The following is a 26,455-nucleotide window of genomic DNA, read 5'->3' on the forward strand; positions in this document are numbered from 1 at the left end:
ACGCCAACCTCTTAGTGCTCTTCTTTGCTGAAGGTGGAAGAATGTTGTTGCAGGTATTTCTGCACCAGTGCCTGGGTGTCCTGATCCATGTTGACGAAGGCCAACATCCCCTGGAACATGCCCGGCCAGGTGTTGGCATCAAAGTGATGCTCATCGGGCTGGGTGTGACAGACACTGCAGCTAGAGGCATAAGTGCTGCGGGCATAGCCCCAGAGTGGTGCCAGTTCGGTCAGCAGATAATCGCTGTCGGTCCAGATCTCGGCTTCCACACGCTGCCACTTGAGGCCAGTCATGGGATCTTCTTTCTCTTCAAAGGTCTTGATCACCCCGTCGGTTTCGGCAGCGGCCTTGGTCAATTGAGCCGAGAGGATATTGATACCGAAGTCCATGTAGATCACCCGGCCGGCACCTATCTTTTTACGCCAGCCATCGATGGCGATTTTGACGCGCTTGCCCTTGAGCTCCAGTACCTTGATTTCGGTGGCCACGTTCAGAGTACCGGCTTCTTCCGCGCTCTTGTCATCCAGATACAGAGGCTTGGTCAAGGCGCTGAAATATTTGCCGCCCTGTTGCAGTGAAGTCTCACCCGAACCCACTTCGGCAATCAGTTCCGGGGCTCTGGCTGTGCCCATATCAGGCAGCTTGTGAGCTATGCCCTTGTGGCAATCGATGCAGGACTGATCTTTCTCGGCCGCCTGTTTCATCTGTTTTTGCGCCAGGGCTGACATCTCTTCCCATTTCATTGACTTGTAGTCATGGCAGTTTTTACAGGCCTGGGAGTTGTCACGGGCAAAGCGTTTCCATTCACGGCTGGCCATTTCCAGACGCTTGGCTTCAAATTTTTCCGGAGTGTTGACCGTTTGGAACAGCCAGCCCCAGACATCGTGAGATGCTTCCATCTTACGGGCTATCTTGCGGCTCCAGTCGTGGGGCACGTGGCAGTCTGGGCAGGTTGCCCGCACGCCGGAGTGATTCGACCAATGCACAGTTTGCTGCAGCTCTTGATAGGGATTGCTCTCCATCGAGTGGCAACTGATACAGAAGGCCTCTGTGTTGGTGGCTTCCAGCGCCGTGTTGAAGCCGCCCCAGAAGATAATACCCATGATAAAGGCCGACAGGCTGATGGCGCCCAGGCTCAGGTACTTGGTTGGGCGGTTGAGAGTACGCCAGATTGTTATTAACCGTTTCATCTATTCAATCCTCTCTTGTATCAGTGACTGGCGACGCCGCCGAGGGCCAGCATGATCCAGATGATCAGGCCATAGAGGCTGATACCTGTGATGGTCAGGGCCGGAAACAGCATGAAAATAATCAGGCCGTGGGCCATAAGTTCCTGTTTTTTGCTTGATGTGGACTCAGACATAGTGATTGCTCCAACGCAGCAGGGTTTGCTTGATGGGGCCACTATAGGGAAAGGATGTGAATGGCGATTGCGCTGCCAATGAATGGGATTTGAGAAAATATGAAAAGTTATGAACAACTGCATATTCAGGATGAGCCACAGATCCCGAAATCTTTTTAGCCGGGGGCGCCAATTTGCAGTATTATCCGCGACCAACAAAGGCTGCGTTGGACATCGTTTGACGATACTCCTTGGTGCCCACCACCTGCAGGTCACGTTTTGTTGTGGATCTCTCACCCGCCCAGCGGGGCTCTCACCTGCCGTAGCCGGCGTCATCTGACCCGAATAAAGAGATCAAAAAGGTAGAATAATTATGATGTCTTCAAAGACAAATACCGCTGTACCTACTACATCGTCATGGCTGGAACGCTTCTTCAATATCAGCGCTCGTGGCAGCACTGTCCGCCAGGAAGTGATCGCCGGTTTGACCACGTTTCTTGCCATGGTTTACTCAGTTATCGTTGTACCCTCCATGTTGGGAAAGGCCGGGTTTGATCCCGGCTCCGTGTTTATTGCCACCTGTCTGATTGCCGCCTTCGGCTCATTGCTGATGGGTCTGTGGGCCAATCTGCCGATGGCAATAGGCTGCGCCATCTCACTGACTGCGTTTACCGCCTTTAGTCTGGTGTTGGGGCAGGGCATGAGCCTGCCTGTCACCCTGGGGGCGATTTTCCTTATGGGTATCGTCTTTACCCTGGTGAGCGTTACCGGCGTTCGCCAGTGGGTGCTTGCTAACCTGCCCAAGGGGATTGCCCATGGTACAGGGATAGGTATCGGCCTGTTTTTGCTGCTGATTGCCACTAACAGTGTGCAACTGATTGTGGCCAATGATACCGGTTTGCCGGTCAAGCTCGGCGACATCCACAGCCTGCCGGTGATCGCCACTGTTGTGGGGCTGGCTGCCACTATCGGACTCGAGCGTCGTCGGGTGCCGGGCGGCATTCTGTTAGTGATAATCGCCCTGTCAGTGTTTGGTTTGCTGTTTGACCCCAATGTGGAGTTCAAAGGCGTGTTTGCCATACCCGACTTAGGCGCTGAAGGCTCTTTGATTGGCCAACTGGATATCATGGGCGCCCTTAACCCTGTGGTGCTGCCGATAGTGCTGGCGCTGGTGATGACAGCTATCTTCGATGCCACAGGCACCATAAGAGCCGTGGCCGGACAAGCCAATTTGCTGGATAAGGACGACAACATCATAGGGGGCGGCAAGGCGCTGACCTCGGATTCTGTCAGTTCTATCTTCGCCGGTCTGGTGGGCGGCGCACCTGCCGCTGTATACATTGAATCGGCCGCCGGTACTGCAGCAGGCGGAAAAACAGGCCTGACCGCCACTGTGGTGGGGGTACTGTTCCTGCTGATGATCTTCCTGGCACCCCTGTCTTATTTGGTACCTGCCTACGCCACGGCGCCTGCGCTTATGTATGTGGGACTGCTGATGTTGTCCAATGTCACCAAGCTGGACTTCGATGACAAGGTGGATGCCATGGCGGGACTGACCTGCGCAGTATTCATCATACTCTCCTGCAACATAGTCACAGGCATTATGTTGGGGTTTGCGACCCTGGTTATCGGCCGAATCTGCAGCGGTGAGTGGCGTAAGCTCAAGCCTGGTGTGTTGGTTATCACCATAGGCTTGGTAGTGTTCTATATGGGCGGCTGGGCCATTTAACCCTGAAGTTCAAGCTTTAGGCTTGGTTTAGGGAAGGCAAACAAGGCTTAACTCGTTGGCGCTTTTAATTCCCTATAGGGCAAACTAACCGTGATCCAATAAGGCGGCGGCCAAGCATTACTGCTTTGGCCGCCGTTTTTATTGTCCCGGAATAGGGATGAGTGGATTAATCCAGCAGCAAGTCGATTTGATTCAGTGAGCACAGGTGAGCATAAACCGGTGAGTAGACGCCGCGCTTGGCAAATTCCAGTTTAACCTCATCGCTCAGGGCATTGAGCTTTTGCTCATCGACGATATAGAGGCCATCTATATTGCTCTTTTCACCCTGTTTGTTGGTTACTGTCAGAGTCTTGGGTTGCAGTAATTCATGGCTGGTCAGGGTCTTGACGAACTGCTTGGTGATTTCACGGTACTCAATCAGGTTGCCGATAAATTCGATGCGGTTTTTCAGGAATTCGGTCTGCTCACCGGTTTCGGTAAACAGGGCTTCGCCCTTGTCTTCGCTGACATGCTTGCTGTTGACATCGATACCGATAAGTACATTTTCCTGGCTGGAGTCACCGGCGGCAAAAGGTTGCATCCGGCACTGCATTGGCAGGTAACGTCGGGTCCAGGTGTTGTCCTTGATAAAGCAGTTGCTCTCAGGCTTCAGAGAGGTGATGGCAACCGGCTGGAATTCTCCACTTTGGCTGTTCTTGGCGAAAATGATCGGGAAACTGGTGGCGGCAGGCAAAAATTCCTGCACCAGCAAGGGCAACATATGGTGCTGCTCAAATTCGCTGAAATCTATGCCTGGAGTGACTTTCAGAGCCTTGTGTGCGCCGTTGTTGAGCGGGACGTATTGTGCTGTCATTGTCTTTTTATCCTTGTTGTTATCTGAGGTTCCGTCAGCCAATCAACTGACGCACCGGAAAATAAATCGTCACTGAAATATCGGGCCAGAACCGCTTCTTCGGTTGTATTAGTACCGCAAACCAGTAAAAAGTTCAGCTTGAGACTTATTGGCTTGTGACCCCAAGCATGCTGCGGATGTTAACAGTGGGCAAACTGGATGTCATTGTTAAAAATATGTTTGCAAGCGCTGTTTTCAAGGGGGCTTGGGAAAATAAAAATTGTCAAAAAAATGTAGAAATAAGGTTTGTACTTGTGTATGTTTATCGATGACAGCGTTGTCATTGCTTGTGTGACTATTGTTTCCATGACCATGCTGTCTTGTAAGGTCTGCATGTCGAGGATGAGGTCTCCTTTACATGCCTTCCACAGTTGAGTATCTGTCGGGCGGCTGCGCAACTGTGTTTTCAATACTGTAGTCTCTCCCCGGAAACTAGAGTGGGCTGGGTGCTGATTTCAGTACCTGGCCATTTTTTTATCCCGGTTGTCACTCAACATAGCTTGTTGAGGTGACAGCCACTGCTTGAGTCGACAGGGAATATGGCATCATGGTGAAAACAATAATAAGGACAGGAGAGTAACGGAATGAAGTTAACTATCGCGGCGTTAGCCATTGCCTTGAGCTTGGGGCTGACGGCTTGTTCTGACAAGCCGCCGGCAACCGGGACTGAACCAGGGCAGAGCCAAGCCGGTTCTTCGTCAAAAGCCTCGAGTGAAGATCTGACTCAGAATAAGCTGCATAGCTTTGCCCAGAGTTTGCAGCTGAAATATGCTGTGCTGTCCAATGTGCCGGATGATAACTGCGACCCGAGCCGTGCCGAAGGCCGCTGTTTCCAGGCGCAAATTCGCCTGACTCCGAGCGAAGATCTCAGCGCTTCTGACTGGGCCATCTATTTTAGCCAGATGCGTCCGGTACTCTCGGTTGCCTCGCCTGAGTTTCATATAGAGCATATTCAGGGCGATCTGCATCGTCTGACGCCAACCGCCGCCTTCGGCGGTTTCAAAAAGGGTGTCAGCGAAATCATCAATTTTCGCGGTGAGCTGTGGCAGCTGTCGGAAATCGATGCCATGCCCAACTATTACATGGTGGTTGAGGGGCTCAAGCCGGAGGTCATCGCCAGCACTGAAGTTAAGCAAGACCCGGATACCGGGCTTGAGTTGCTTCCCTATGTGCAGCCTTATACGGATGCCGAGAAACAATATCGCCGCAGCTCAAAGGATAAGCTGCCCTGGGATACCGCCAATGTCGTCTTCGGCCAAAATGCCGATACTCCCGATGATGCCGGCCTTGCGGTGGCAAGCCTTATTCCTAAGCCGGATTCAGTGACTTGGCTTGAGCAAACACCCGTCACCCTCAATGCCGGGATTAAGCTTAACCCGAGCCACATAGCTACCGGAGTCGAGCTGCAATCACTTGAGGCGGCGCTCTTGCGCCTACAAAGGCTGGGTGTCAGCCAGAGCGAGCAAGGATTGGCGCTTAACTTGCTGCCGCTCAAGGGCGGGCAAAGCGAGCACTATCGACTCGAGATTGAGGCCGGCGAAATTAACCTGGCCGCCGCAGACGCCGCGGGTTACTCCTATGGCTTGGCGAGTCTTGCCGCCTTGCTGCAGTTGCCTGCCGATGATACCCAATCAATAGCACTGCCACAGCTGCGCATTCAAGATGGCCCCAGATACCCGTTTCGTGGTATGCATCTGGATGTTGGCCGCAACTTCCACTCCAAGGCGTTTGTGCTGAGCCTGCTGGAGCAGATGGCGGCTTATAAACTCAACGTATTGCATTTGCACATGGCCGACGATGAAGGCTGGCGCCTGCAGATCCCCGGCCTGCCGGAGCTGACCGAGATTGGCAGCAAGCGTTGCCATGATCTCGATGAAAACCGCTGTTTGCTGCCGCAACTCGGCAGTGGCCCCAATCCTGAGACTCAGGTCAACGGGTACTACACGACCCAGGACTATATCGACATTCTCAAGTTTGCCGCCGCAAGACAGATCCAGGTGATCCCGTCGATGGATATGCCGGGTCACTCCCGCGCCGCTATCAAATCGATGCAGGCCCGCAGCCGCAAGTTATTGGCTCAGGGCGACAGTCAGGCCGCCAGCCAATATCTGCTGGCGGATCCCGAGGATGCCACTGTCTACAGCTCTATTCAGTATTACAACGACAACACGCTCAATGTCTGTATGGAGTCCAGTTACACCTTTGTCGCCAAGGTGATAGATGAAATTGCCAAGCTGCATCAGGCCGCCGGAGTACCGCTTAAGCGCTATCACATAGGTGCCGATGAGACCGCCGGTGCCTGGCTCGACTCGCCGGCCTGTGAACGCTTTATTGCGGCCAATTCGCAGCGAGTGGCCGACAAATCGGCCCTCGGCGCCTACTTTATTGAGCGGGTATCGCAGATGCTGGCCGATCGCGGCATAGAGGCTGCCGGTTGGAGCGATGGCATGAGTCACGTCAACCCGGCCAATATGCCGAGCCCGGTGCAAAGCAATATCTGGGACATAGTCGCCCACGGCGGCTTCAAACGGGCACATGCCCAGGCCAATCTCGGCTGGGATACTGTACTGTCCAACCCGGAAGTACTCTATTTCGATATGCCGCCGGCGGCCGATCCGAAAGAGCCCGGCTATTACTGGGCCAGTCGCAGCAGCAACAGTCGCAAGTTACACAGCTTTATGCCGGATAACCTGCCGGCCAATGCCGAGCAGTGGGGCGATATTGAGGCCAGGCCTTTTGTCGCCGATGACACAGAGCAACTCAGCCCACAAGGAAAGCGTCTCAGCGGCCCAATGGCGCCGGGCAGGGGCTTTATAGGCCTGCAGGGGCAACTCTGGAGCGAGACGATTCGCAGCGACACGACCGCAGCCTACATGATTTTCCCTCGCCTCTTGGTTTTGGCGGAAAAGGCCTGGCATAAGCCGGACTGGGAACTGGCTTACCGGCATCAGGGGGCAAGTTACAGCCAGGATTCCGGTCACTTCGTTGCCGAGCAGCGACAGGCGCAGGCAGAGGATTGGCATCGACTGGCCAACATCCTGGGGCATAAGGAACTGGCCAAGCTGGATAAGGCCGGGGTCCATTACCGTTTGCCGCTGCCGGGCGGCAGAATCAAGGATGGCAAGCTTGAGGCCAATATCATCTTTCCCGGGCTCAAGATCCAATATCGCCGACCAGGGGCTGAATGGCAGGAGTATCGCGGCCCTGTGGCAATTGCTGCGCCGCTTGAGCTTCGCAGTGTTTCGCCCGATGGCCGCCGCTATAGCCGGGTTCAGCCACTGAATTAGTCTTTAAGCAGGTACGGATGTGGGCTGGCGTTAACAGATAACGCCAGCCCACGTTGCCTGACTTATTTTTAATGCCCGGTTTTTAATGCCTGGTTTTAATACTTGAGTTGCGTTTAGAAGAGTGGCGTTTAAGAGTGGTTAAGGGGCCCGAGTCGCTCAAAGATAGTGGCTTGCTGAATATTTATTGGTTAATTTTCAATGTATTAGTCAATGGCGAGTCCTAGCCATGAGTCGATTTATCTCTGCTGATTAAAATTAAATGACAACGCTGTCATTTGTGATGTAACATTAGTTTAACCACATGGTTAACTATAGCTTTAACTTGAGTGCGCTCAGTGGAATGTCATCGGGTTAATCCTGAAAGGCGCCTTACTGCAGCGATTTGTCAGTGTTCCGCCGCGCCAGATTGCGCCGTGACCATAAAAGAAACAGAAAGAGGTCTGCCATGGGGGAAAACCCGACACCGGATACACAAGTGTTTATAGGGATAGACGGCGGCGGCAGTAAGTGCCGGGCAACCCTCTACTGCCGGCAAAAGGGTGTGCTGGGAACCGGAGTTGCCGGTCGGGCCAATCCTTTGCACGGTCTGAGCCAAACTTTCGACTCCATCATCAGTGCTACAGGTTTGGCCCTGGCCGATGCCGGTCTGCAGCAAGCCGATTGCGCCAATATGGTGGCCGGTCTCGGGCTTGCCGGTGTCAATATTCCCAGGCTTTATCAGGAGATCCTCGATTGGAGGCATCCCTTTGCCGCCATGTATTTGACCACAGATCTGCATACCGCCTGCATAGGCGCCCACCAGGGGGAAGAGGGTGCCGTCATCATCACAGGCACAGGTTCCTGTGGTTATGCCCATGTGGGCGAACGGCAATTGTCTCTCGGTGGTCATGGTTTTGCGCTGGGCGATAAGGGTAGTGGTGCCTGGATGGGCTTGAAAGCCGCGGAGCAGGTGTTGTTGTCGCTCGATGGTTTTGCGCCGCAAACAGCCCTTGGCGCCAAATTGCTGGCCCATTTCGGGGTGACCGATGCCTTGGGGATAGTGGAAAACCTCGCCGGTCGCTCCTCCAGTTGTTATGCCGCCCTGGCGAGAATAGTGCTGTCCTGTGCGGCCGAGGGCGATGATACCGCCACCACTATTGTCAGCGAAGGTGCCGACTATATCAGCCAGTTGGCACGGCGCCTGTTTGAACTCAATCCGCCGCGATTTGCCATGATAGGCGGCCTGGCCGAGCCGCTCCGGCCCTGGCTGGCCGACGATGTGGTCGAACGAATCGCCCCCGTGTTGGCGCCACCGGAAATCGGTGCCGTGCACTTTGCCATGCACCAACACTCGCAATTTTCAGCCCGTCCGGCCGATGCCGGCGCATACGACTTAGCAAAGGTGAAACCATGACCCATACCATAATGGAGCGCGAGGCTCGCAGTGCTCCCGAGAAGATTGCCAACCAGTTGCAGGCCAATGACCAGTTAACCCGGAAACTGGGGCAGCGGCTGCGCGAGTTTGCGCCCAAGTTTGTGATGATTGTGGGTCGCGGCTCTTCCGATCACGCCGGGGTATTTGCCAAGTATCTGTTTGAAATAGAGGCCGGTGTGCCTACTTTTGCCGCCGCGCCTTCGGTGGCCAGTGTCTATGGCAAGCGCTTGCAGTTGGCCGGTGGTCTGGTGATAGTCATCTCTCAGTCGGGACGTAGCCCGGATATTCTGGCCCAGGCCAAGATGGCCCGCGAAGCCGGTGCCTTTTGCGTGGCGCTGGTTAATGATGAAACCGCACCTATCAAGGACATAGTCGATCTTGTATTGCCGCTTCGCGCCGGAGAGGAGCAGGCGGTGGCCGCCACCAAGAGCTATTTGGCTACCCTGTCGGCGCTGCTGCAACTGGCCGCTGCCTGGACCCAGAGCCCTGAGTTGGCCCGCGCCATAGATGAATTGCCCCAGGCGCTGCAGGCGGCTGTGGATGCAGAACCGCAACTGACTGCCGAATCTTTGCAGGGCAGCAACAACCTGGTAGTGCTGGGACGAGGACTGGGTTATGCCATCAGTAAAGAGATAGCGCTCAAACTCAAGGAAGTCTGTGCTATCCATGCCGAGGCCTTCTCCAGCGCCGAGTTTCTTCACGGCCCTGTGACCCTGGTGGAGAACCAGCTCAAAATAGTCGATGTCTGTGTGGCCGATGAATCCTATGCCAGCCATCTTGAGCAGATAGCCGAAGTCGGGCGCCGCGGCGCTGAGTTGGTGCACCTCAAGCAAACCGCCAATGAGGTTCACCCCAGAGTGGCACCACTGGCATTGCTGCAGCGTTTTTATATCGATGTGGCCGCTGTGGCCATAGCCAGAGGCATAGATCCGGATCAACCGGCCGGGCTTAAGAAAGTCACCCAAACCCTTTGATTAAAGTGGCCGACGTGCCCAACCTGGATAACGCTGTGGAGAGCAGAGAATGACGCAAACCTTTATCGCCGAGCGCTTGTTCGATGGCAGGCAATATCATCACAATCTGAGCTTTGCCGTGGAGAACGGCCATCTGCAGGCCTTGGGCTCTGCGGCAGGTTCAGATGCTATCCGCCTGCAAGGCCTGGTCGTACCCGGATTTATCGATGTGCAGGTCAATGGCGGTGGCGGCGCGCTGTTTAACGGCGAGCCTACACTCGAGTGTATCGCAACCATAGGCCGGGCCCACGCCAGGTTCGGCACCACGGGCTTCTTGCCGACCCTGATCAGCGACAGAATCGAAGTGATGAACCGCGCGGCCGATGCGGTGGCCGAGGCGATAGCCAGGCAAAGCACAGGGGTGTTGGGGATACATTTTGAGGGGCCGCACTTGTCTGTGCCGAAGAAAGGCGTGCATCCACAGCAGTATATCCGCCGAATTTCCGATGCCGAGCTGGCACTGTTCAGCCGTCAGGACTTGGGTGTTCGTTTGCTGACTCTGGCGCCGGAAAATGTGGCGCCTGAGGTTATCAGTGCCTTGGTCGAGGCCGGTGTCCGTGTTTGTCTAGGTCACTCCAATGCCGACTATGATACCGTGCGTTCGGCCCTGGCGGCAGGTGCCAGCGGTTTTACTCACCTCTACAACGCCATGTCGCCCTTGGGCTCCAGAGCACCGGGTATGGTGGGCGCCGCCATAGAGGACGAGGCCAGTTGGTGTGGCCTTATCGTCGATGGTCATCATGTGCATCCGGCCGCAGCCAAGGTGGCTATCCGCGCCAAGGCTAAAGGCAAGATTATTTTGGTGACGGACGCCATGCCACCTGTGGGGTTGGAGCAAGATGCCAGTTTTGAGCTCTTTGGCCAGCAGGTGCTGCGCCAGGGCGACAGACTCAACGCCATCACAGGAGAGCTGGCCGGATGTGTGCTGGATATGAATACCGCGGTGCGAAACGCTGTCTCTCTGCTGGGGCTCAGTGTTGAAGAATCCATACGGATGGCGAGCGAGTATCCGGCGGCATTTCTTGGGCTTGAGCAGCAAGGCCACTTGGCTGCGGGCAAACGTGCCGATTTCCTGGTGCTCGATAATGAACTCAAGGTGCAAAGCACCTATATCGGCGGTCAATTGGTTTACGCCGCCGAGGAAAGAGTGTACTGAAATAAGCCGTTGCGCCAAGAACACATTAACCGTCTTCACATAAGCAGTGCAGCTTTTACCCGGATAAAGATAATAACAACAGGGAAGCCCTATGACTGAAAAGATAGCGGCGGCAACTGAGACCGCCAACAAGCCCAGGCTGATGTCGCTCGATGCGCTGCGGGGCTTTGACATGTTCTGGATCCTCGGCGGTGAAGCGCTGTTTGCCGCCCTCTTGCTGCTGACTACTTGGAGTGGCTGGCGTTGGTTCGATGGCCAGATGCACCACAGCAGTTGGCATGGTTTTACCTTCTACGATCTTATCTTCCCGCTGTTTATCTTCCTCTCCGGCGTTGCCCTGGGTTTGTCTCCCAAGCGTCTGGACAAGTTGGCGTTTGCCGAGCGACTTCCAAAATATAAGCACGCAGTTAAGCGTTTGGCTTTACTGCTGTTTTTTGGCGTGCTCTACAATCACGGCTGGGGGACGGGCATGCCGGTGGCCCTGGATGAGATACGCTATGCCAGCGTCTTGGGGCGTATCGCCTTCGCCTGGTTTTTTGCCGCCATGCTGGTGTGGCACACAGGGCTCAGAACCCAGATCTATGTTGCTGTCGCTATCTTGCTGGGATACGCCATGGTGCAGCTGTGGCTGCCGGTCCCGGGCGGCAGTGCCGGAGACTTCAGCGCCGCCGGTTCTATCAACGCCTGGGTAGACAGTCATTTCCTGCCCGGGATCAGCTACCAACATAAGCCTTATGATCCGGAAGGCCTGTTATCGACCCTTCCCGCAGTGGTCAATGCTTTGGCCGGTGTGTTTGTGGGCCGCTTTTTGCAGCAGCAAAGTTTTTCAGCCTGGGGCAGGGTAGGTTTGCTGTGTCTGGCCGGGCTGGTTTGTTTGGGGCTTGGCTGGCTGCTCAATCCTCTGATCCCGGTTAATAAAGATCTCTGGACCAGCAGTTTTGTGCTGGTGAGCAGCGGCTGGAGCCTGTTGCTGCTGGCACTGTTTTACGCCGTTATCGATGTGCTTGGGCTGCGTTGGTTGGGTTTCCCCTTTGTGGTGATTGGTTGCAACGCCATCATCATCTATCTCGCTTCCAGTCTGGTTCAGTGGCGCTATAGCAGCGAAAGTCTGCTTGGCGGTTTTATCAATAGCGCTCCCGAGAACTGGCAGCCACTGCTTGGGGTATTGGCCATGCTCGGGGTGCAATGGTTGCTGCTCTGGTGGATGTATCGCAGGCAGTTGTTTATTCGGGTTTAGCTTGCCTAAGTGAGGTGAACAAGCGGTCATCTGCCGGGTTTAAAATTAATGACAGCGTTGTCTTTTTTGTTATTATGACGTAACTTTATTGAAACAAAGCCGTGTATAAAGCTGCCGCGGCATCAAGGTTTCAAGGGTTAAACACCACTCAAGATGGATGGGGCGCCGATAAATTTGGTTGCCAAACAATAAATTACTATAAGAAGCAGGTTTATGAACATGACAGTTGCTACCCCGGCTGACGCAGCCTCAAGAAGCAGTTTTCTGCCTATGACTATCGTAGGTGCGCTGTTTTTCATCTTTGGATTTGTGACCTGGTTGAATGGTTCATTGATCCCTTTTCTGCAAATCATCTGTGAGCTCAATGAGTTTCAGGCACTGTTTGTCACCTTTGCCTTCTACATCGCTTATACCGTGATGGCGCTGCCCATGTCATCTATCCTGCGCCGTACCGGCTATCGCAATGGCATGGCGGTGGGGTTGGGGATCATGGCCGTCGGCTCTATGCTGTTTATTCCCGCCGCCTTCAGCGCCAACTTTTTGATGTTCCTGCTGGCGCTTTTTGTACTGGGAACCGGCCTGACCATTTTGCAGACGGCGTCCAACCCCTATGTGGTGCATATTGGTCCAAAGGAGAGCGCCGCCATGCGGATCTCCATCATGGGGCTGATTAACAAGGGCGCCGGGGTGATAGTGCCTATTCTGTTTACCGCTTTGGTACTGGCTGATCTGGAAGGGTTCACCGCCGGGCATCTGGCTGCCATGGCCCCGGCCGAGCGAGAAGCCCAAATAAGCGAACTGTCTGCACGTCTGGTGATGCCCTATATCTATATGACGCTGGCGCTTGTGGTACTGATCGCACTGGTGAAGTTTTCTGCTTTGCCGGAAATCGCCTTCGAGGGAGAAGAGGGAGAGCACGCCGACAAGAGCGGTATAGTGCATTTCCCTCAGGTGATCCTGGGCGCCATAGCCATCTTTGCCTATGTGGGGGTTGAAGTGATTGCCGGTGATACCATAGGTCTCTATGGTGCCAGCCTCGAGGTCAACAATTTCGCATCCCTGACCTCCTACACCATGGTGTTTATGGTTATCGGCTACCTTTTGGGGGTTAGTTGTATTCCACGTTTTATCAGCCAGGAAAAGGCTTTGCTCGCCTCGGCCTTGGCGGGTATTGCTTGCATCTTTGGCATCATCTTCTCATCGGCCGAGAGCCATGCTATCTCGTCGCTGCTGTGGGGGTGGAGCGGTATTCCAACTATTCCGGATACAGTCACCTTTGTCGCCATGATGGGCCTGGCTCACGCTCTGGTTTGGCCTTCTGTGTGGCCGCTCGCGCTGGAAGGCCTGGGCAAGTACACGGCCCAGGGCTCGGCGCTGCTGATCATGGGTATTTCAGGTGGCGCCATACTGCCGCTGATATTCGGCAAGATCGCCCACTTCAGCGACAATGTGCAGTTGGGTTACTGGATAGGCTTGCCCTGTTATCTGTTTATTCTCTTCTATGCGCTGAAAGGCCATAAGATGCGTAGTTGGTAAACAGGGAAATTCCGGGCATAAAGAAGCCACCTGCTAAACAGGTGGCTTCTTGCTTATCAAGGTATCTCTCGTATTCTTCTGTAACTCTGGCTCTTGCAACAAATAGAATAGATAAAGAAACCAGTTAATCTTTCCTTGCCGAGCTTGGCAGGGAATCAATTCCAACTTGGATTAGTCGTACGCTTGTGGCCATGAGCCACTGGTTCCTTGATTGAGCCGTTATCGCTGACATAGATATCAAATGCCGTAGAAGTAGTTACCCAGTAGCAACGTCAGAGCATAGCCCACCGAGTAGCACAGCAGCAGCGCAGGTACATACTTGAGGTAGGAGACAAAAGTCAGCTCTTTGATCTTGCTCATGGCGATGATCCCGGCCGCCGAACCTATTACCAGCAGAGAGCCACCAACACCTACTGCGTAGGTCAGGCCGAGCCACTCTGGTGTGGTCAGTTGCGGTGCGGCTTTCAAAAGTGCCGCGGTCAAGGGCACGTTATCCAATACCGCCGAGCCCATACCTGTGACAAAGTTGGAAATGTTGGGGTCGTGACGGGCGTAGACCTGGGCCAGCAGATCCAGCGTTCCTATCTCTTTGAGCATCCCTACCAACAAGAGGATCCCGAGGAAGAACAGTAAGGTGTCGTATTCCACTTGGCGGATATACTCGAGGATCTGCAGCTCTTCTTTGTCGTTACGGGCGGTGTGGCCCACCAGGAACATGATTGACAACCCGGTGAGGAAAGTTAGCACGGGGGGAATGGCAAACAGAATATTCAGTGCCATGGTCATCAATATGGTGGTGAAGAAGATGATGGCTATCAGCACATCCACTGTCTCGTAACTTTGACGAATAGGTGTGGTGGACACCTCGCCCTTGGCATTGAGGGAGAAGAGTATTGCCAGCAACATCACGCTGAACGCCGCCGGCAGCACCAACATCAACAGCTCTGACATATGCACATGGCCGCCGAGGAAGATCATCAGGGTGGTGACGTCACCCGTTATCAGGGAAACCCCTCCTGAGTTGACGGCAAAGATAATCAATACCGCCATCCGGCGACGCATCTGTTTGTCGAGTTTGAAGGTGGTCAGCAGTCCCAGAGAGACCAAGGTAGCGGTGACGTTGTCACAGATGGCCGACAATACCAGGGAAAACAGGGCGACTTGCAGCATCAGCATCCGGGTACTGACCCGCTGCGGAAACAGCTTCTGCACTAAAATTTGGATCATGCCCTTGGCGTTGAGGTAGGCCACAAAGGTCATGGTCGACATCAAAAACAGCCAGAGCGTCGCGATTTCCAGCAGGTTTTCATTGAGTTGATGCTCTACCAGCTTTTCATGGCCGGGGTCGCCGGCAGACATGAACAGAGCTATCCAGGAGATACAACCGAAAAACAGAGTCGTTTTGGCTTTGTTGAGGTGAGTCACCTCTTCAAAAATGATACTCAGCAGTGCCAACACCGCCAGTATGATAAGAAAGGTATAGAGCATAAATGCAATTCCAACTGCTGATTTTATGTTCGTCTGCCCTGGGGGATGTGGGCAGTTTTTGTGTTGGCCATCAAGGTTCAGTTAATCAAGCTGTGATAGCGCGTGCGCATCAGACCACACTGACATGGATAACGCAACTGTTAACTGGAACACATTTTCTTAGACTTTGTGATAAGCATCCGTCTACTTTCGGGCTAAGCCAGTGATTTGGTCTGTTTATTTTTTATATCTTGGTGTTTTGTACTGATTGGGTTTGTTTGGCAGTGAAACGCGACAGTCGACTCGCGAGCCGGTGGCAAGTTGGCGTGACAGCCATGGTGCAGCTTTAATTGACTTGTGAGTATGGCGCTGGGTGGAAAATTGCAGAAGGGGAATTGAGCAACCTGAGTTCGAGCTGGACGCCAGAGAAATCTACCCGGCGGGAGTGGGCATAAAAAACGGGGCCGTATAGGCCCCGTTTTCAATCCATCTGCGGATTACTTCATGCGTGCCAAGACGCGATCGGCTGCATCCAGAGTCGCTTGCAGCTCTTGCTCGCCGTGAGCCATAGACAGGAAACCTGCTTCAAAGGCGCTTGGTGCCAGGTAAATACCTTCATCCAACATGCCGTGATAGAAGGCGCGGAACTGCTCCATATTGCACTTGGTGACCTGCTCAAAGCCGGTGATCTTCTCTTCATCGGTAAAGAAGAAACCAAACATGCCGCCAACATAGTTGATGGCCATAGGGATACCATGTTTGTCGGCCGCGGCCTTGAAGCCTTCGGCAATACGCTTGGTCTTGGCAGCCAGATCTTCATAGAGGCCAGGCTCTGACAGGGCTTCCAGCTGGGCCAGACCTGCGGTCATGGCGATAGGGTTACCTGAAAGGGTACCGGCTTGGTACACAGGGCCGGTCGGGGCAATATACTGCATGACTTCTTTCTTGCCACCGAAGGCACCAACCGGCATACCGCCGCCGATAACTTTACCCAGAGTGGTCAGATCCGGTGTCACGCCATAGTGGCCTTGAGCACCGCTCTTGGAGACGCGGAAGCCTGTCATCACTTCGTCGATGATTAACAGGGCGCCGAACTGATCGCATAGCTCACGCAGTCCTTCAAGGAAACCTGCAACCGGCGGGATACAGTTCATGTTGCCGGCAACCGGCTCAAGTATGATACAGGCGATATCCTGCGGATGCTGGCTGAACAGCTCTTTGACTGAGTCCAGATCGTTATAGACAGCAGTCAGAGTGTGCTTGGCGAAGTCAGCTGGGATCCCAGGGGAGCTGGGCTGACCCAGAGTCAGGGCGCCTGAGCCGGCCTTAACCAGCAGACAGTCGGCATGGCCGTGGTAGCAGCCTTCGAACTTGAGGATTTTGTCTCTGTTGGTGTAACCACGAGCCAAGCGTATGGCGCTCATGGTAGCTTCTGTACCAGAGCTCACCATGCGTACCTGTTCAATGGAAGGCACCATCTCAATGACTTTTTCTGCCATCTGCACTTCCAGTTCGGTAGGTGCGCCGAAAGACAGACCGTTCTCCACCGCCTTGAGAACTGCTTCGCGGATCTTGGGATGGTTGTGACCCAGGATCATAGGCCCCCAGGAACCGACATAGTCGATATAGGCTTTGCCGTCGGCATCATAGATATAGGCACCGTCGGCCTTTTCGATGAAGCGGGGAGAGCCGCCTACACCATTGAAGGCACGTACTGGCGAGTTCACACCGCCGGGGATGGTTTTCTTGGCCTGTTCAAACAGGTCTTCAGAACGGGTCATGTTTAATCCTTAAAGTCAGTGGCCGCTCTTTAGCGATTGGCCTTGCGTGAATACCAGTTAACCGGACACTCGTATTTTTCCAACTGATTGTCCACCCCGAGTGTCAGGGCAAACAGTGCCATGCGGATCAACAAGCCATTGTCGGCCTGACGGAAGATAGCCAGGTTGGGATGGTTGTTAAGATCATTGTCCAGCTCATTGGCCTGCAGCCTGGAGTCCCGAGGCAATGGATGCATGATCACTGTATTGGACTTACAATTTTTGGTGTATATGGCGCTGTTCAAACGGAACTTGCCACGATACTTATCGGCTTCCTCCTGCGAGGGGAAGCGCTCTTCCTGAATGCGCGTCAGGTAGAGTATATCAGCCTGATCTAAATTGCCTTCCAGTTGGTCTGTTATTGTGATCTTATGCCCGGCATTTTCAATGTCGGCGATCACATAGTCAGGCATTGCCAGCTCGGCAGGGGAGATCAGGGTGAAGCTGATGTTCTTGTACATGCACAGTAGACGCGACAGCGAGTGCACAGTGCGGCCGTATTTGAGATCGCCCACCATGGCGATATGCATACCGTCTATGCCTAAGCCTTTGCTGTGCAGCTCTTTCTGTATGGTGAACAGATCCAGCAGTGCCTGGGTTGGATGCTCGTTGGCACCATCGCCGCCGTTAATCACAGGCACCCGGCTGCCTTCGGCAAATTCGCGTACCGAGTAGGACTCGGGGTGGCGCATGGCTATCACGTCCGAGTAGCTGGACAACACCCTGGCGGTATCGTAGAGGGACTCCCCCTTGGACAGCGACGAGGAGGCCATGCCGACCGTTTCAGCAACCCGGCCGCCAAGCAGGTTGAAGGCGCAGCCGAAGCTGACCCGGGTGCGGGTGCTGGGTTCAAAAAATAGATTGCCGAGAATAGCACCGTCCAGCACCTTGGTACGCTTCTCGCGTAGTGCGTATGGGGTCATCTTTTGGGCTACTGAGAAAATGGTTTGAATGGCGTCCAGATCTAACTGGTTTACAGAGAGGATATGTGATCCCTGGAAATGGTTCATCAGCCTTGGTTTCCAATGCAGTTGGGTGTTGACACTGAGGTCTGGACCCATGGGTTATGTAGGGTTTGGCTGAGGCGCAACTATAACAGAAGGCGGCGGTCATGAAAATGACTGATGACTGAAATTACACTTCTCCGGCACGGATTTCCTGCTGCAGGTTAGACCAACTGATCACTCCGACGATATTCTCCGGGTTATCTTGATAGATATAGACTTCACCGGCACGTTTCGGCGCCAGTATTTCATACACCTCGTTGAGGGTGGCCGAGTCGGGTAGCCCCTGGATCCTGTGTTGGGTCAGGCTGGTGTCAGTGTCAAACGAAGGCATCTGCAACTCCAGCATGGCAATCTGGCCTTCGGCATCTCTGGCAAGCACGGGCCTGCCCTGGGCGCGTTTCATTACTTCCAGCAGCAGCTCATCATTGTTGTTGACTATCACTATGCGCCTGTCCATCAGGGCGCGTACCCCGAGTTTCTGTAACCCCAGGTTAACCGGGGCCACTTTATAACCCAGGCCCATGATATCCAACTGACGAAAGAATATGGATTTGGCATTCAGCCCCTGATAGGCGATGAGGTAGGCGGGCACGGCCACTATCATTCCGGGCAGTATGATGGAGGCATCATTGGTCATCTCCAGCAGCGCCACCAGGGCGGCGAGCGGTGCACTGAGGCAAACCCCCATCATGGCGGTCATGCCGATGACGGTATAGAGCCCGGCATAGGGGGCCACCGAGGGAAACAGCAGCGCGGTCGCCTGAGCCAGAATGGCGCCGCCCAAGGCGCCTATACCGTAGAGTGGGCCTATGATCCCACCCGGGATCCCAAGGCCGATAGCGGCAATGGTTGCGATAATCTTGGCCAGCAATACCGCCAGCAAAAACCAGATGGCCGGATTGTCGCTGACCGCAAGTCCTATGGCCATTTCACCGCTGCCCAATGCCTGAGGCAGCACCAGGCCTATCAAAGTGGTGATAACACCCGCCAGTAACAGGCGGATAATCAAGGGCCAGTGTTGGCCGCGCTCGGTCACCTGAATAAGGCTGTGATTGAATAAGGCCGCGGCGACCCCCAGCACTATACCGCCGAGTGCCAGCAGCGGGTACTGATCCAGTGGAATATGGCTGACCTTGATGGCATCAAACTCGTGGATATTACCGAACACCACCTGGCTGGATACGGCGCCGCAGATGGCCGACAGCATGATGGGGAAGAAGTACTGTACCTTGTATTCCCTGAGCACCACTTCGAGGACAAATACCACGGCGGCCAAGGGCGCGTTAAAGGTGGCGGCTATCCCGGCGGCTATGCCGCTGGCGCACATGATGCGTACACTGTTGTCCGGCAGCTTGAATTTTTCCGCCAATACCGAGGCGGTGACCGCCCCCAGATGAATTGCCGGGCCTTCACGACCGACCGAGAAGTTGCTCGCCAGTGCAAACAGCGCCTGAAAAAACTGCCCCGGTGCCGACTGCAGCGGAATTTTGCCGTAATGCAGTTTCACCCTGTGCAGCACATAGGCTATGCCCATCCGCTTGTAGCGTTTGGAGCCGAATTTGGCGACAATCCAGATCAAAAAAGCCCCAAAAAGTGGTAACAGGACTCGCCAGTCACCGATTGAGCCCGTAAAATCCCATTCTTGTGTTTGGGTAAAATGATTGGCCCATTGCAGCAGCAGGCGAAACAGTATGATGACAGCCGAGGCCATCAGCGCAAACAACAGGGCCAGCAGACACAGTTGAATACTGATCCTCGTTTGGGACAGCTTGTCTCTCATCTGGTGGCGCAGATACTTTCGCGCCTCAAGTTTGAACTTTCTGAATCTTGTCTGCACTGCTGCTTTCCGAAGCCTGATGTGAAATCTTAGTACCCAAGATGGAAATTTTTATATAAGGGGCTGTTAGTTAATGGCAAATTATCATCGCTGGCTCGATCGCCTGCAAGTGATGGAGCGAAATATTCGCCCATCCAGTCTGTATTTGTTGCTCTTGGTCATGGTGGCCTTTCTGACTGGACTGCTCAGCTATCACTTTTTTATTCCGCCAGCAGAAGTCAAATTTCAACGAAACGATGGCAAGAGTCAGCGATTGCAGATCGAGTTACAGGAGCAGGCGCAGCAGTTGGCGAGCCGCAATTTGGAGCTGAGCCTGGCCAAGGAAGCCAACGAACAGATGCAGCAGCTGTTCAACAAACAGCATAAAAAGCAGCAGGAGCTGGAACGTGAGTTGGCCTTCTACCGCAGCATCATGGCGCCGGAGTATAATGCCGAAGGGGTGGCTATTCATGGTTTGGAATTGATGCCTTTAGCCACAGCTGGACAGTTTCGCCTCAAATTGGTGCTGACCCAGTTGCAAAAGCGTAAGCAGGCGCTCAAGGGAAGAAGTGAGATACTTCTCATTGGCATGCAAGAGGGCAAGCAAGTCGAACTGAATTTAGCTAAACTGGTGGACACCAAGTTGGCATTTAACTTCAAGTACTTTCAGGTACTGGAAGCGGAATTTACCCTGCCTGAAGGGTTTGAATTACAGCAGATGAAAGCCAAGGTCGTTGTGCCTGCGAGTCGCTGGAGCAAAGGCGCCGAAACCGAGCAAAGTTTCAGCTTGCCTGAGTTGCTTGAGGGCGAAAAAGATCCCGGCATAATACTTGAACAAAATAGTCAGGTAACAGATAATCTGCCACAGCAAACAGATGTAAGAGGTAGTAATGACTGAACAAGCTGAATCAGCTATGCCCATCCAGTTTACCGATGCGGCGGCAACCAAGGTCAAGGCCTTGCTGGAAGAAGAACAGAACAGTGCGCTGAAGCTGCGGGTCTATGTCACGGGCGGCGGCTGCTCAGGTTTTCAGTATGGCTTCACCTTTGACGAAAAAGTGAATGAAGGCGATTTCACTGTGGAAAAACAAGGGGTACAGCTGGTCGTTGATCCCATGAGCCTGCAATACCTCGTTGGCGGTGAAGTGGATTACACCTCAGGGCTGGAAGGTTCGCGTTTTTTCGTCAAAAACCCAAACGCCACCACCACCTGTGGCTGTGGGGCCAGCTTCTCGGTATAACCGAGAATAAAAGCAGCAAAAAGCCGTCCACTGGGACGGCTTTTTTGTGGGCGCAAGGCCGGTTACTGCATCAGGTTGAAGTTCATCTTACGCTTGAAGAAGGCTTTGACCTTGGGGGTAAAGGCTATCCATACCTGCAGCATGCAAAAGCCTATCAGAAAGCTGAAAATGGCCCAGTCCGGTGCCTTGATCTCAAAACCTGTGATTTTGAGTGAGTTAGGCCCAGTAGCTACACTGTCGCCCTGATCCAGAAGATAGGGCAAGAAACTCACCAGCGCGAGTTGCACCAAGGTATAGAGTCGTAGTGCCCATAAGCCGGCTTGATGGCGCGCTAATACCGCCAACACCATGATCAGCGTCAGCAGACAAAAGATAACGCCTTGACCGGCAATCAGACCACTGACCGCGGCAGCGATATAAAGTAGCATCAGCAGCAGTAGGCGTTTGGGAATGGCGTAGCTTTCTGTGGCGGTTTGGCTCATCTCGCGGCGCTCCTTGTGCACTATTGAATCATGCTCTATCGACTCAGTGACGCGTCTTGGGCGCCAGTCGCTGCTCCAGCTCATGTGGCGGGATCACTACGCCGAGATCTTCCAGCATAGGGAAGACGGCAACATAGAGCTCGTCATCTTCCATACCTGGAACCCAGCGCTCCAGCCACTCGGCCAGGCCGATAGACAGCGGTCGGCAATCTTGCCAATCATCCTCGGCCCACAGGGAAGCCGTCTCTTCACTGGGCCAAACTGGAATACAGTCTTCATCATCCGTGGTCAGCATCACGCAGCCGTCATTGTCTTGTAATACCCACAGCTCTTTATGTTCTTTTACCTGCTCTACCAGAAAGTCGTAGCGGCCTTCCGGTGTCATACCGGCGAACTGGGCCTGGGTTTGTTTCTTGCTCATGGTGACATCTCATCTCGGTGGCCACGGCACTGCGCCCGGCCAAAAATTGACGGCATGTTAACATTGCTTGCAGGCAAGAAAAAGCGCCCCGCAGGGCGCAATGGCTAATTCCTGTTTTTCAGCTTTGCCTGGTTGAAGCCAATCTTTTTTCAGGCGGCGGGGAAACGGGCACCGAGCACGGCTTCGCGGCTGGCGCCGGTTACCGCCGGCAGGTTCGCCGGTAAGCCTTGATGGTGGCGCAGCGCCAGCCAGGCAAACGCTATGCCTTCCACCCACTTGGGATCAATACCCAAAGCCGAGGTAGTGGCTATGCTGTGCTTTGGTAACTGGGCCCCGAGGCGTTTCATCAATACGCCATTGAGCGCGCCGCCACCACAGACATAGATTTCGCCATCCGGGCTCAGCTTGGCTATGTCTCTGGCAATGCTGTGACAGGTGAGATCCAAGAGTGTCGATTGAATATCTTCTTCCGGCAGATGGCTGAACAGCGCCAGTTGTTGATCCAACCAGGCGTTGTTGAATAGCTCTCTGCCCGTGCTCTTGGGATAATCCAGTGAGAAATAGGGGTGTGATAACAACTGCGCCAGAAACTCCGCCGAACTGTTGCCGCTTTCGGCCCACTGGCCATCTTCATCAAACGGCAGTTGTCTTATCTGCTGGCTCCAGGCGTCTATCAGGGTGTTTCCCGGGCCGGTATCAAAGCCAAGGATCTCCCGGTTATCGGCGGGCAGGAAAGTGATGTTGGCGATGCCGCCGATATTGAGAATGAAGCGATTTATACCTGGGTGTGAGAATATCTGCTGGTGGAATGCCGGCACCAAGGGAGCACCCTGGCCACCGAGGGCGACATCCTTACGGCGAAAGTCGGCGATAACATCTATACCGGTTTCGGCGGCGATTGTGTTGGGGTCGCCAATTTGCAGGGTAAAGCCCACTTCCAGGTTGGGCATGTGGCGTACTGTCTGGCCGTGGCTGCCGATAGCACAGATCTGTTCTTTACTCACCCCAGTCTTGGCCAGCAGTTGCTTGACCGCGGCTGCAAACACCTTACCAACAGTGCGATCCAGCCGTCCCAAACGGTTAATTTCATCTGTATCCGGTTGGCACAGACGCTGCAACCCCTTGAACAAATGAGTGGGCAACGGCTCTGTATGTTGGCCAAGCAGCTTAGGTTGACCACTGCTGAAGTCCACTAATACGGCATCAACGCCGTCCATGCTGGTGCCGGACATCAGCCCAATAAAGTATCCTGAATTCATCTATGCTGTCCCTGTTATTGCATCGCAACCTGAACTTGTTTGTTGCGCAGCAGAGTGGCCATCAATTGGCTACTGAGTTGTTGGAACGCGACACGTTCGCGCTTGGCTATCGCTTCGGCCTTGGGGAGATCCACAGTGCGCGGGTTTCTGTGTACACCGTTGACGATAAACTCATAGTGCAAATGGGCGCCAGTTACCCTTCCTGTGCGGCCAAGAGTACCTATGATCTGTCCCTGTTTGACGCTTTCACCTTGTTTAACCTTACGCTTGTTAAGGTGTAAGTATTTGGTGGTATAGGTTTCGTTGTGTTTGATAAACACATAGTTGCCGTTGTATTGGTTGTAACCTGCCTTGATGACCCGGCCGCTGCCGGCCGCTTTGATGGGAGTGCCTATAGCGGCAACATAATCCACTCCGCGGTGAGCCTTCACCTGACCGGTAACAGGGTGCAGGCGGCGGGGATTGAAGTTGGAACTCACATACTTGAAGTCAACCGGAGAGCGCAGGAATGCTTTGCGCATGCTGCGGCCTTCCTCGGAATAGTAGTTGCCATCCTTATACCTTACCGCGGTGTAGCGCTCGCCCTGGTTGATAAATTCGGCCGCCAATATGTTGCCGTTACGTAGAAACTCACCATCGGCATATTCTTCTTCGTACATGAGGGCAAAGCTGTCGCCTTCGCGGATATCCAGGGCAAAGTCGACGTCCCAGCCGAATATGGTGGCCAGCTGCATAATCTGCGCCGGTGTCAGTCCGGCTTCGACTCCGGCATTCCAGAAGTTGCTCTTGATGCTGGCGCGGGCAAACTTATCCCGGGTCTCAACGGTTTTTACCGCCAGTTCTTCTTGATAACTCTTGCCCTGTTTGCGGACTATCAGAGTAGAGATGGCATCGAGGCGGTATCTGAGCTCTTGCAATTCGCCATCGGCGTTTTTACCTATGGCGACTTCGTCACCAGGCATGATTTTCAGCAGGTTTTTTTTCGCCAGCGGCAGCTGGGTAATGTCGTGAACTTCTCTGGCAGTAAGTGAGGCGCGACTGAAGAGCGCCGCCAGGGTATCGCCACTCTTTATCTCGAAATGTTCAAGCTCGGCTATCGCCGGACTGGTTTGCTCCTGAACTGTCAGAGCGGCTTTAGCCTGTTGATTGAGTTTCTCTGTCAACGCCTCAGCGGCGGCTTCTGATTCTGGATCTTGTCCGCTTTCAACCACTTGCTGGGCCGTAGGTGAAGTGGGGGTACGAAAGGCCAGAGGCACTTGGTAACGAACATGGGTTTCCGGAACTGCGCTGTTTTTCGATGCCTCGGCTTCGTCAGAGGGCAGCAACAGGGTTATCAGGGTTATGGTAGTAAAAATACTAAGCAGGATTTGATGCTTTCTGGGCAGCAGTTTGAAGAGAGTTATAAGCTTTGCCATCGACCCGGATACCAATTTCTTAATTCTTGGGCATATTGCCTTAGTGTACACACTTTCATTTAGGCTGGCTAACAAGTAACATAAGTCTCTTTGAATTTGAAGAGCCTAGGGAGTTGTTGGCGAGATGGCTGATTTAGCACAAATAATGGCGGAAATTAAACGTGGTACCGACGAGGTTTTGCTCGAAGCAGATCTGCTTGAAAAGCTGAAAGAAGGTCGGCCACTTAAAATCAAGTTGGGTGCTGATCCGACTGCGCCGGACATTCACCTAGGCCATACCGTTATTCTTAACAAACTCAGACTGTTCCAGGACCTGGGACACGAGGTTATCTTCCTTATCGGTGACTTTACCGGTATGGTCGGTGACCCGAGTGGCAAGAACAGTACTCGCCCACCTCTGACCCGTGAGCAGGTATTGGCCAACGCCGAAACCTACAAGGAGCAGGTATTCAAAATTCTGGATCCGGCCAAGACCCGGATTGAGTTCAATTCCAGCTGGTTGGAAGATCTCGGCGCCGCCGGTATGATCCGCCTGGCCTCCCGCCAGACTGTGGCTCGTATGATGGAGCGTGACGATTTCAAGAAGCGCTTTGCCTCAGGTCAATCGATCGCTATCCATGAATTTATGTACCCGCTGCTGCAGGGTTATGACTCAGTGGCATTGAATGCCGATGTAGAACTGGGCGGTACTGATCAGAAGTTCAACCTGCTGATGGGCCGTGAGCTGCAGAAATCCGAAGGCATGAAGCCTCAGGTGGTGATTATGATGCCGCTGCTGGAAGGGCTGGACGGCGTGAAGAAGATGTCAAAGTCTGCCGGAAACTACATAGGTATCAGTGAAGCCCCGGATGAGATGTTCGGTAAGATAATGTCCATTTCCGATGAGCTGATGTGGCGTTACCTGGAGCTGCTGTCTTTCCGTCCGCTGACTGAAATCGAACAGTTTAAGGCCGATGTCGAAGCCGGTGCCAACCCAAGGGATATTAAGATAGCCCTGGCGAAAGAGATTATTGGTCGTTTCCACAGTGAAGAAGCTGCCGAGGCTGCCCATCAAGCCTTTATCAATCGTTTCCAAAAGGGTGCTATGCCGGATGATATTCCCGAGCTGACTCTGGAAGCCGGTGAAGGGTTGGCGATTGCCAATCTGCTGAAAGAAGCCGGTCTGGTTGGCTCCACTTCCGATGCCATGCGGATGATCAAGCAAGGTGCGGTGAAGATGGATGGTGATAAGCTTGAAGACAGCAAGCTGGTACTGAACGCCGGCACTTGCGCGGTATTCCAGGTTGGCAAGCGTAAGTTTGCCAAGGTAACACTGGCCTGAACTCAAGGTACCTAAATTCCAAGGTAGCTAAATTTAAGCATTTGTTTGAGCTCGTAAAATACCAAACCCGGCATTGCCGGGTTTTTTCTTACCTGTATCAGGCTCAGTGGTCGTGAGGCGGGCTACAGTTGTCGGTACCAAAGTAGACCTTGTTCTGGCAGCGCCAACTGAGCACGGCTTTTTCCACTGACCAGTCTCCGGCATTGTTATCGAGCGCCAGAATAAGCAGCATCTGCGGATGTCCTTCCTGGGTGCTGACATTATAGGTTAAGGTCTTGCCGTGAGAGTGGCTGATGCGTACAAACTTAAAGGCTGAGCCAGAATAGTGGCGGCTGATCCCTTCGGGATTGTTACTCCAGGGAGCCTGTTGATGTTGCGCCTGCATCAGCTTTTGATTGAAACGGTTTATAGGTTGTGCGGCGTAGGAAACCACCAGGGGTGGTTCAAACTTTTCTTCGGCATTGAATGCTGCCTGGGCCTGAGTCATCAGAGGGAAGCACAGGGGCAGGACAGCCAGTACGGATAAGCGACTCATCTTTACCTCTCGGATCAGAGTGAACCCTGATCTCGCTGTTGGCACTCAGATGAGTTGGACAGTAA

General features: G+C 53.8%; 22 protein-coding genes. 10 read left to right on the forward strand and 12 right to left on the reverse strand.

All coding sequences use genetic code 11. The features are described from left to right. Positions 1-11: 11 nt before the first annotated feature. Together torC and AYI96_RS14085 are read right to left on the reverse strand one after the other, a co-directional pair. On the reverse strand, positions 12-1,190 hold the full coding sequence (gene torC, locus AYI96_RS14080; protein ID WP_144361813.1) for a pentaheme c-type cytochrome TorC: 1,179 nt from the start codon (positions 1,188-1,190) through the stop codon (positions 12-14). 20 nt (positions 1,191-1,210) lie between these two features. After that, positions 1,211-1,363, reverse strand: coding sequence for a nitrate reductase (locus AYI96_RS14085; RefSeq protein ID WP_025009952.1), 153 nt, complete (start codon positions 1,361-1,363; stop codon positions 1,211-1,213). A gap of 352 nt (positions 1,364-1,715) precedes the next feature. On the opposite strand from AYI96_RS14085, the gene AYI96_RS14090 reads away from it, so the two are divergent. Next, complete coding sequence (locus tag AYI96_RS14090; protein WP_144361814.1) at positions 1,716-3,071, forward strand: NCS2 family permease; 1,356 nt, start codon at positions 1,716-1,718, stop codon at positions 3,069-3,071. A 166-nt stretch (positions 3,072-3,237) separates the two neighbouring features. Here AYI96_RS14090 and AYI96_RS14095 read toward each other — a convergent pair whose 3' ends face one another. Next, complete coding sequence (locus tag AYI96_RS14095) at positions 3,238-3,924, reverse strand: SapC family protein (protein WP_039033662.1); 687 nt, start codon at positions 3,922-3,924, stop codon at positions 3,238-3,240. 623 nt (positions 3,925-4,547) lie between these two features. On the opposite strand from AYI96_RS14095, the gene AYI96_RS14100 reads away from it, so the two are divergent. The 6 genes from AYI96_RS14100 (at position 4,548) to AYI96_RS14125 (ending at position 13,606) form a co-directional block, all read left to right on the forward strand. Continuing rightward, positions 4,548-7,250, forward strand: a complete 2,703-nt coding sequence (locus AYI96_RS14100) for a family 20 glycosylhydrolase (protein WP_144361815.1) — start codon at positions 4,548-4,550, stop codon at positions 7,248-7,250. Between the two features lie 445 nt (positions 7,251-7,695). Beyond that, positions 7,696-8,643 carry an N-acetylglucosamine kinase gene (gene nagK / locus AYI96_RS14105; protein WP_144361816.1) on the forward strand — a complete coding sequence of 316 codons (948 nt, stop codon included), beginning with the start codon at positions 7,696-7,698 and terminating at the stop codon, positions 8,641-8,643. Then, positions 8,640-9,638, forward strand: coding sequence for a glucosamine-6-phosphate deaminase NagB-II (gene nagB-II / locus AYI96_RS14110; protein WP_101054025.1), 999 nt, complete (start codon positions 8,640-8,642; stop codon positions 9,636-9,638). Before nagK ends, nagB-II begins: the two co-directional genes overlap by 4 nt. A 49-nt stretch (positions 9,639-9,687) precedes the next feature. After that, on the forward strand, positions 9,688-10,833 hold the full coding sequence (nagA, locus tag AYI96_RS14115) for an N-acetylglucosamine-6-phosphate deacetylase (RefSeq protein ID WP_144361817.1): 1,146 nt from the start codon (positions 9,688-9,690) through the stop codon (positions 10,831-10,833). Between the two features lie 91 nt (positions 10,834-10,924). Next, entirely contained in the window at positions 10,925-12,070 is a 1,146-nt protein-coding gene (nagX, locus tag AYI96_RS14120) for a transmembrane glucosamine N-acetyltransferase NagX (RefSeq protein ID WP_071475587.1), read from the forward strand. A 219-nt stretch (positions 12,071-12,289) separates the two neighbouring features. After that, positions 12,290-13,606 (forward strand): sugar MFS transporter, encoded by a 1,317-nt coding sequence (locus tag AYI96_RS14125; protein WP_144361824.1) that lies wholly within the window; start codon positions 12,290-12,292, stop codon positions 13,604-13,606. A 237-nt stretch (positions 13,607-13,843) separates the two neighbouring features. On the opposite strand, the gene nhaD is transcribed toward AYI96_RS14125, so the two are convergent. The 4 genes from nhaD to AYI96_RS14145 form a co-directional block, all read right to left on the reverse strand. Beyond that, entirely contained in the window at positions 13,844-15,094 is a 1,251-nt protein-coding gene (nhaD, locus tag AYI96_RS14130; protein WP_144361818.1) for a sodium:proton antiporter NhaD, read from the reverse strand. Between the two features lie 476 nt (positions 15,095-15,570). Continuing rightward, positions 15,571-16,854 carry a glutamate-1-semialdehyde 2,1-aminomutase gene (gene hemL, locus AYI96_RS14135; RefSeq protein ID WP_039033668.1) on the reverse strand — a complete coding sequence of 428 codons (1,284 nt, stop codon included), beginning with the start codon at positions 16,852-16,854 and terminating at the stop codon, positions 15,571-15,573. Between the two features lie 29 nt (positions 16,855-16,883). Then, a complete protein-coding gene (locus AYI96_RS14140; protein ID WP_039033669.1) occupies positions 16,884-17,903 on the reverse strand; it encodes an aspartate carbamoyltransferase in 1,020 nt (339 codons plus the stop codon). 124 nt (positions 17,904-18,027) lie between these two features. Next, the gene (locus AYI96_RS14145; RefSeq protein WP_082014254.1) at positions 18,028-19,680 is read right to left on the reverse strand and encodes a chloride channel protein; all 1,653 of its coding nucleotides are present in this window, start codon (positions 19,678-19,680) and stop codon (positions 18,028-18,030) included. Between the two features lie 130 nt (positions 19,681-19,810). Between AYI96_RS14145 and AYI96_RS14150 the strand changes: the two genes are divergently transcribed. Next, on the forward strand, positions 19,811-20,614 hold the full coding sequence (locus AYI96_RS14150; RefSeq protein WP_039033671.1) for a DUF6776 family protein: 804 nt from the start codon (positions 19,811-19,813) through the stop codon (positions 20,612-20,614). After that, on the forward strand, positions 20,607-20,957 hold the full coding sequence (gene erpA, locus AYI96_RS14155; protein ID WP_025010525.1) for an iron-sulfur cluster insertion protein ErpA: 351 nt from the start codon (positions 20,607-20,609) through the stop codon (positions 20,955-20,957). Before AYI96_RS14150 ends, erpA begins: the two co-directional genes overlap by 8 nt. Before the next feature lie 62 nt (positions 20,958-21,019). Here the strand turns inward: erpA and AYI96_RS14160 are convergent, their stop codons facing one another. The 4 genes from AYI96_RS14160 to AYI96_RS14175 form a co-directional block, all read right to left on the reverse strand. Further along, positions 21,020-21,523 carry a hypothetical protein gene (locus tag AYI96_RS14160; RefSeq protein ID WP_260853001.1) on the reverse strand — a complete coding sequence of 168 codons (504 nt, stop codon included), beginning with the start codon at positions 21,521-21,523 and terminating at the stop codon, positions 21,020-21,022. Beyond that, positions 21,483-21,860 carry a DUF2750 domain-containing protein gene (locus tag AYI96_RS14165; RefSeq protein WP_039033673.1) on the reverse strand — a complete coding sequence of 126 codons (378 nt, stop codon included), beginning with the start codon at positions 21,858-21,860 and terminating at the stop codon, positions 21,483-21,485. Before AYI96_RS14165 ends, AYI96_RS14160 begins: the two co-directional genes overlap by 41 nt. A gap of 149 nt (positions 21,861-22,009) precedes the next feature. Next, a complete protein-coding gene (locus tag AYI96_RS14170; protein ID WP_039033674.1) occupies positions 22,010-23,119 on the reverse strand; it encodes an anhydro-N-acetylmuramic acid kinase in 1,110 nt (369 codons plus the stop codon). Between the two features lie 14 nt (positions 23,120-23,133). Beyond that, positions 23,134-24,534, reverse strand: a complete 1,401-nt coding sequence (locus tag AYI96_RS14175; protein ID WP_039033675.1) for a peptidoglycan DD-metalloendopeptidase family protein — start codon at positions 24,532-24,534, stop codon at positions 23,134-23,136. Positions 24,535-24,658: 124 nt separating this feature from the next. On the opposite strand from AYI96_RS14175, the gene tyrS reads away from it, so the two are divergent. After that, the gene (gene tyrS, locus AYI96_RS14180) at positions 24,659-25,855 is read left to right on the forward strand and encodes a tyrosine--tRNA ligase (RefSeq protein ID WP_039033676.1); all 1,197 of its coding nucleotides are present in this window, start codon (positions 24,659-24,661) and stop codon (positions 25,853-25,855) included. Between the two features lie 103 nt (positions 25,856-25,958). Here the strand turns inward: tyrS and AYI96_RS14185 are convergent, their stop codons facing one another. After that, positions 25,959-26,390, reverse strand: a complete 432-nt coding sequence (locus AYI96_RS14185) for a hypothetical protein (protein WP_039033677.1) — start codon at positions 26,388-26,390, stop codon at positions 25,959-25,961. Positions 26,391-26,455 lie beyond the last annotated feature (65 nt).

Source organism: Shewanella sp. MSW, assembly GCF_007636515.1.
GTDB classification, from domain to species: domain Bacteria; phylum Pseudomonadota; class Gammaproteobacteria; order Enterobacterales; family Shewanellaceae; genus Shewanella; species Shewanella indica.

Coding starts and splice junctions, on each gene's coding strand:
- nagB-II (WP_101054025.1), top strand. CDS start 8,640: ATGACCCATACCATAATGGAGCGCGAGGCTCGCAGTGCTCCCGAGAAG.
- erpA (WP_025010525.1), top strand. CDS start 20,607: ATGACTGAACAAGCTGAATCAGCTATGCCCATCCAGTTTACCGATGCG.
- torC (WP_144361813.1), bottom strand. CDS start 1,190: ATGAAACGGTTAATAACAATCTGGCGTACTCTCAACCGCCCAACCAAG.
- tyrS (WP_039033676.1), top strand. CDS start 24,659: ATGGCTGATTTAGCACAAATAATGGCGGAAATTAAACGTGGTACCGAC.
- AYI96_RS14085 (WP_025009952.1), bottom strand. CDS start 1,363: ATGTCTGAGTCCACATCAAGCAAAAAACAGGAACTTATGGCCCACGGC.
- nagX (WP_071475587.1), top strand. CDS start 10,925: ATGACTGAAAAGATAGCGGCGGCAACTGAGACCGCCAACAAGCCCAGG.
- AYI96_RS14170 (WP_039033674.1), bottom strand. CDS start 23,119: ATGAATTCAGGATACTTTATTGGGCTGATGTCCGGCACCAGCATGGAC.
- AYI96_RS14090 (WP_144361814.1), top strand. CDS start 1,716: ATGATGTCTTCAAAGACAAATACCGCTGTACCTACTACATCGTCATGG.
- hemL (WP_039033668.1), bottom strand. CDS start 16,854: ATGACCCGTTCTGAAGACCTGTTTGAACAGGCCAAGAAAACCATCCCC.
- AYI96_RS14185 (WP_039033677.1), bottom strand. CDS start 26,390: ATGAGTCGCTTATCCGTACTGGCTGTCCTGCCCCTGTGCTTCCCTCTG.
- nagK (WP_144361816.1), top strand. CDS start 7,696: ATGGGGGAAAACCCGACACCGGATACACAAGTGTTTATAGGGATAGAC.
- AYI96_RS14160 (WP_260853001.1), bottom strand. CDS start 21,523: ATGAGCTGGAGCAGCGACTGGCGCCCAAGACGCGTCACTGAGTCGATA.
- AYI96_RS14125 (WP_144361824.1), top strand. CDS start 12,290: ATGACAGTTGCTACCCCGGCTGACGCAGCCTCAAGAAGCAGTTTTCTG.
- nagA (WP_144361817.1), top strand. CDS start 9,688: ATGACGCAAACCTTTATCGCCGAGCGCTTGTTCGATGGCAGGCAATAT.
- nhaD (WP_144361818.1), bottom strand. CDS start 15,094: ATGCTCTATACCTTTCTTATCATACTGGCGGTGTTGGCACTGCTGAGT.
- AYI96_RS14095 (WP_039033662.1), bottom strand. CDS start 3,924: ATGACAGCACAATACGTCCCGCTCAACAACGGCGCACACAAGGCTCTG.
- AYI96_RS14150 (WP_039033671.1), top strand. CDS start 19,811: ATGGCAAATTATCATCGCTGGCTCGATCGCCTGCAAGTGATGGAGCGA.
- AYI96_RS14175 (WP_039033675.1), bottom strand. CDS start 24,534: ATGGCAAAGCTTATAACTCTCTTCAAACTGCTGCCCAGAAAGCATCAA.
- AYI96_RS14140 (WP_039033669.1), bottom strand. CDS start 17,903: ATGAACCATTTCCAGGGATCACATATCCTCTCTGTAAACCAGTTAGAT.
- AYI96_RS14145 (WP_082014254.1), bottom strand. CDS start 19,680: ATGAGAGACAAGCTGTCCCAAACGAGGATCAGTATTCAACTGTGTCTG.
- AYI96_RS14100 (WP_144361815.1), top strand. CDS start 4,548: ATGAAGTTAACTATCGCGGCGTTAGCCATTGCCTTGAGCTTGGGGCTG.
- AYI96_RS14165 (WP_039033673.1), bottom strand. CDS start 21,860: ATGAGCAAGAAACAAACCCAGGCCCAGTTCGCCGGTATGACACCGGAA.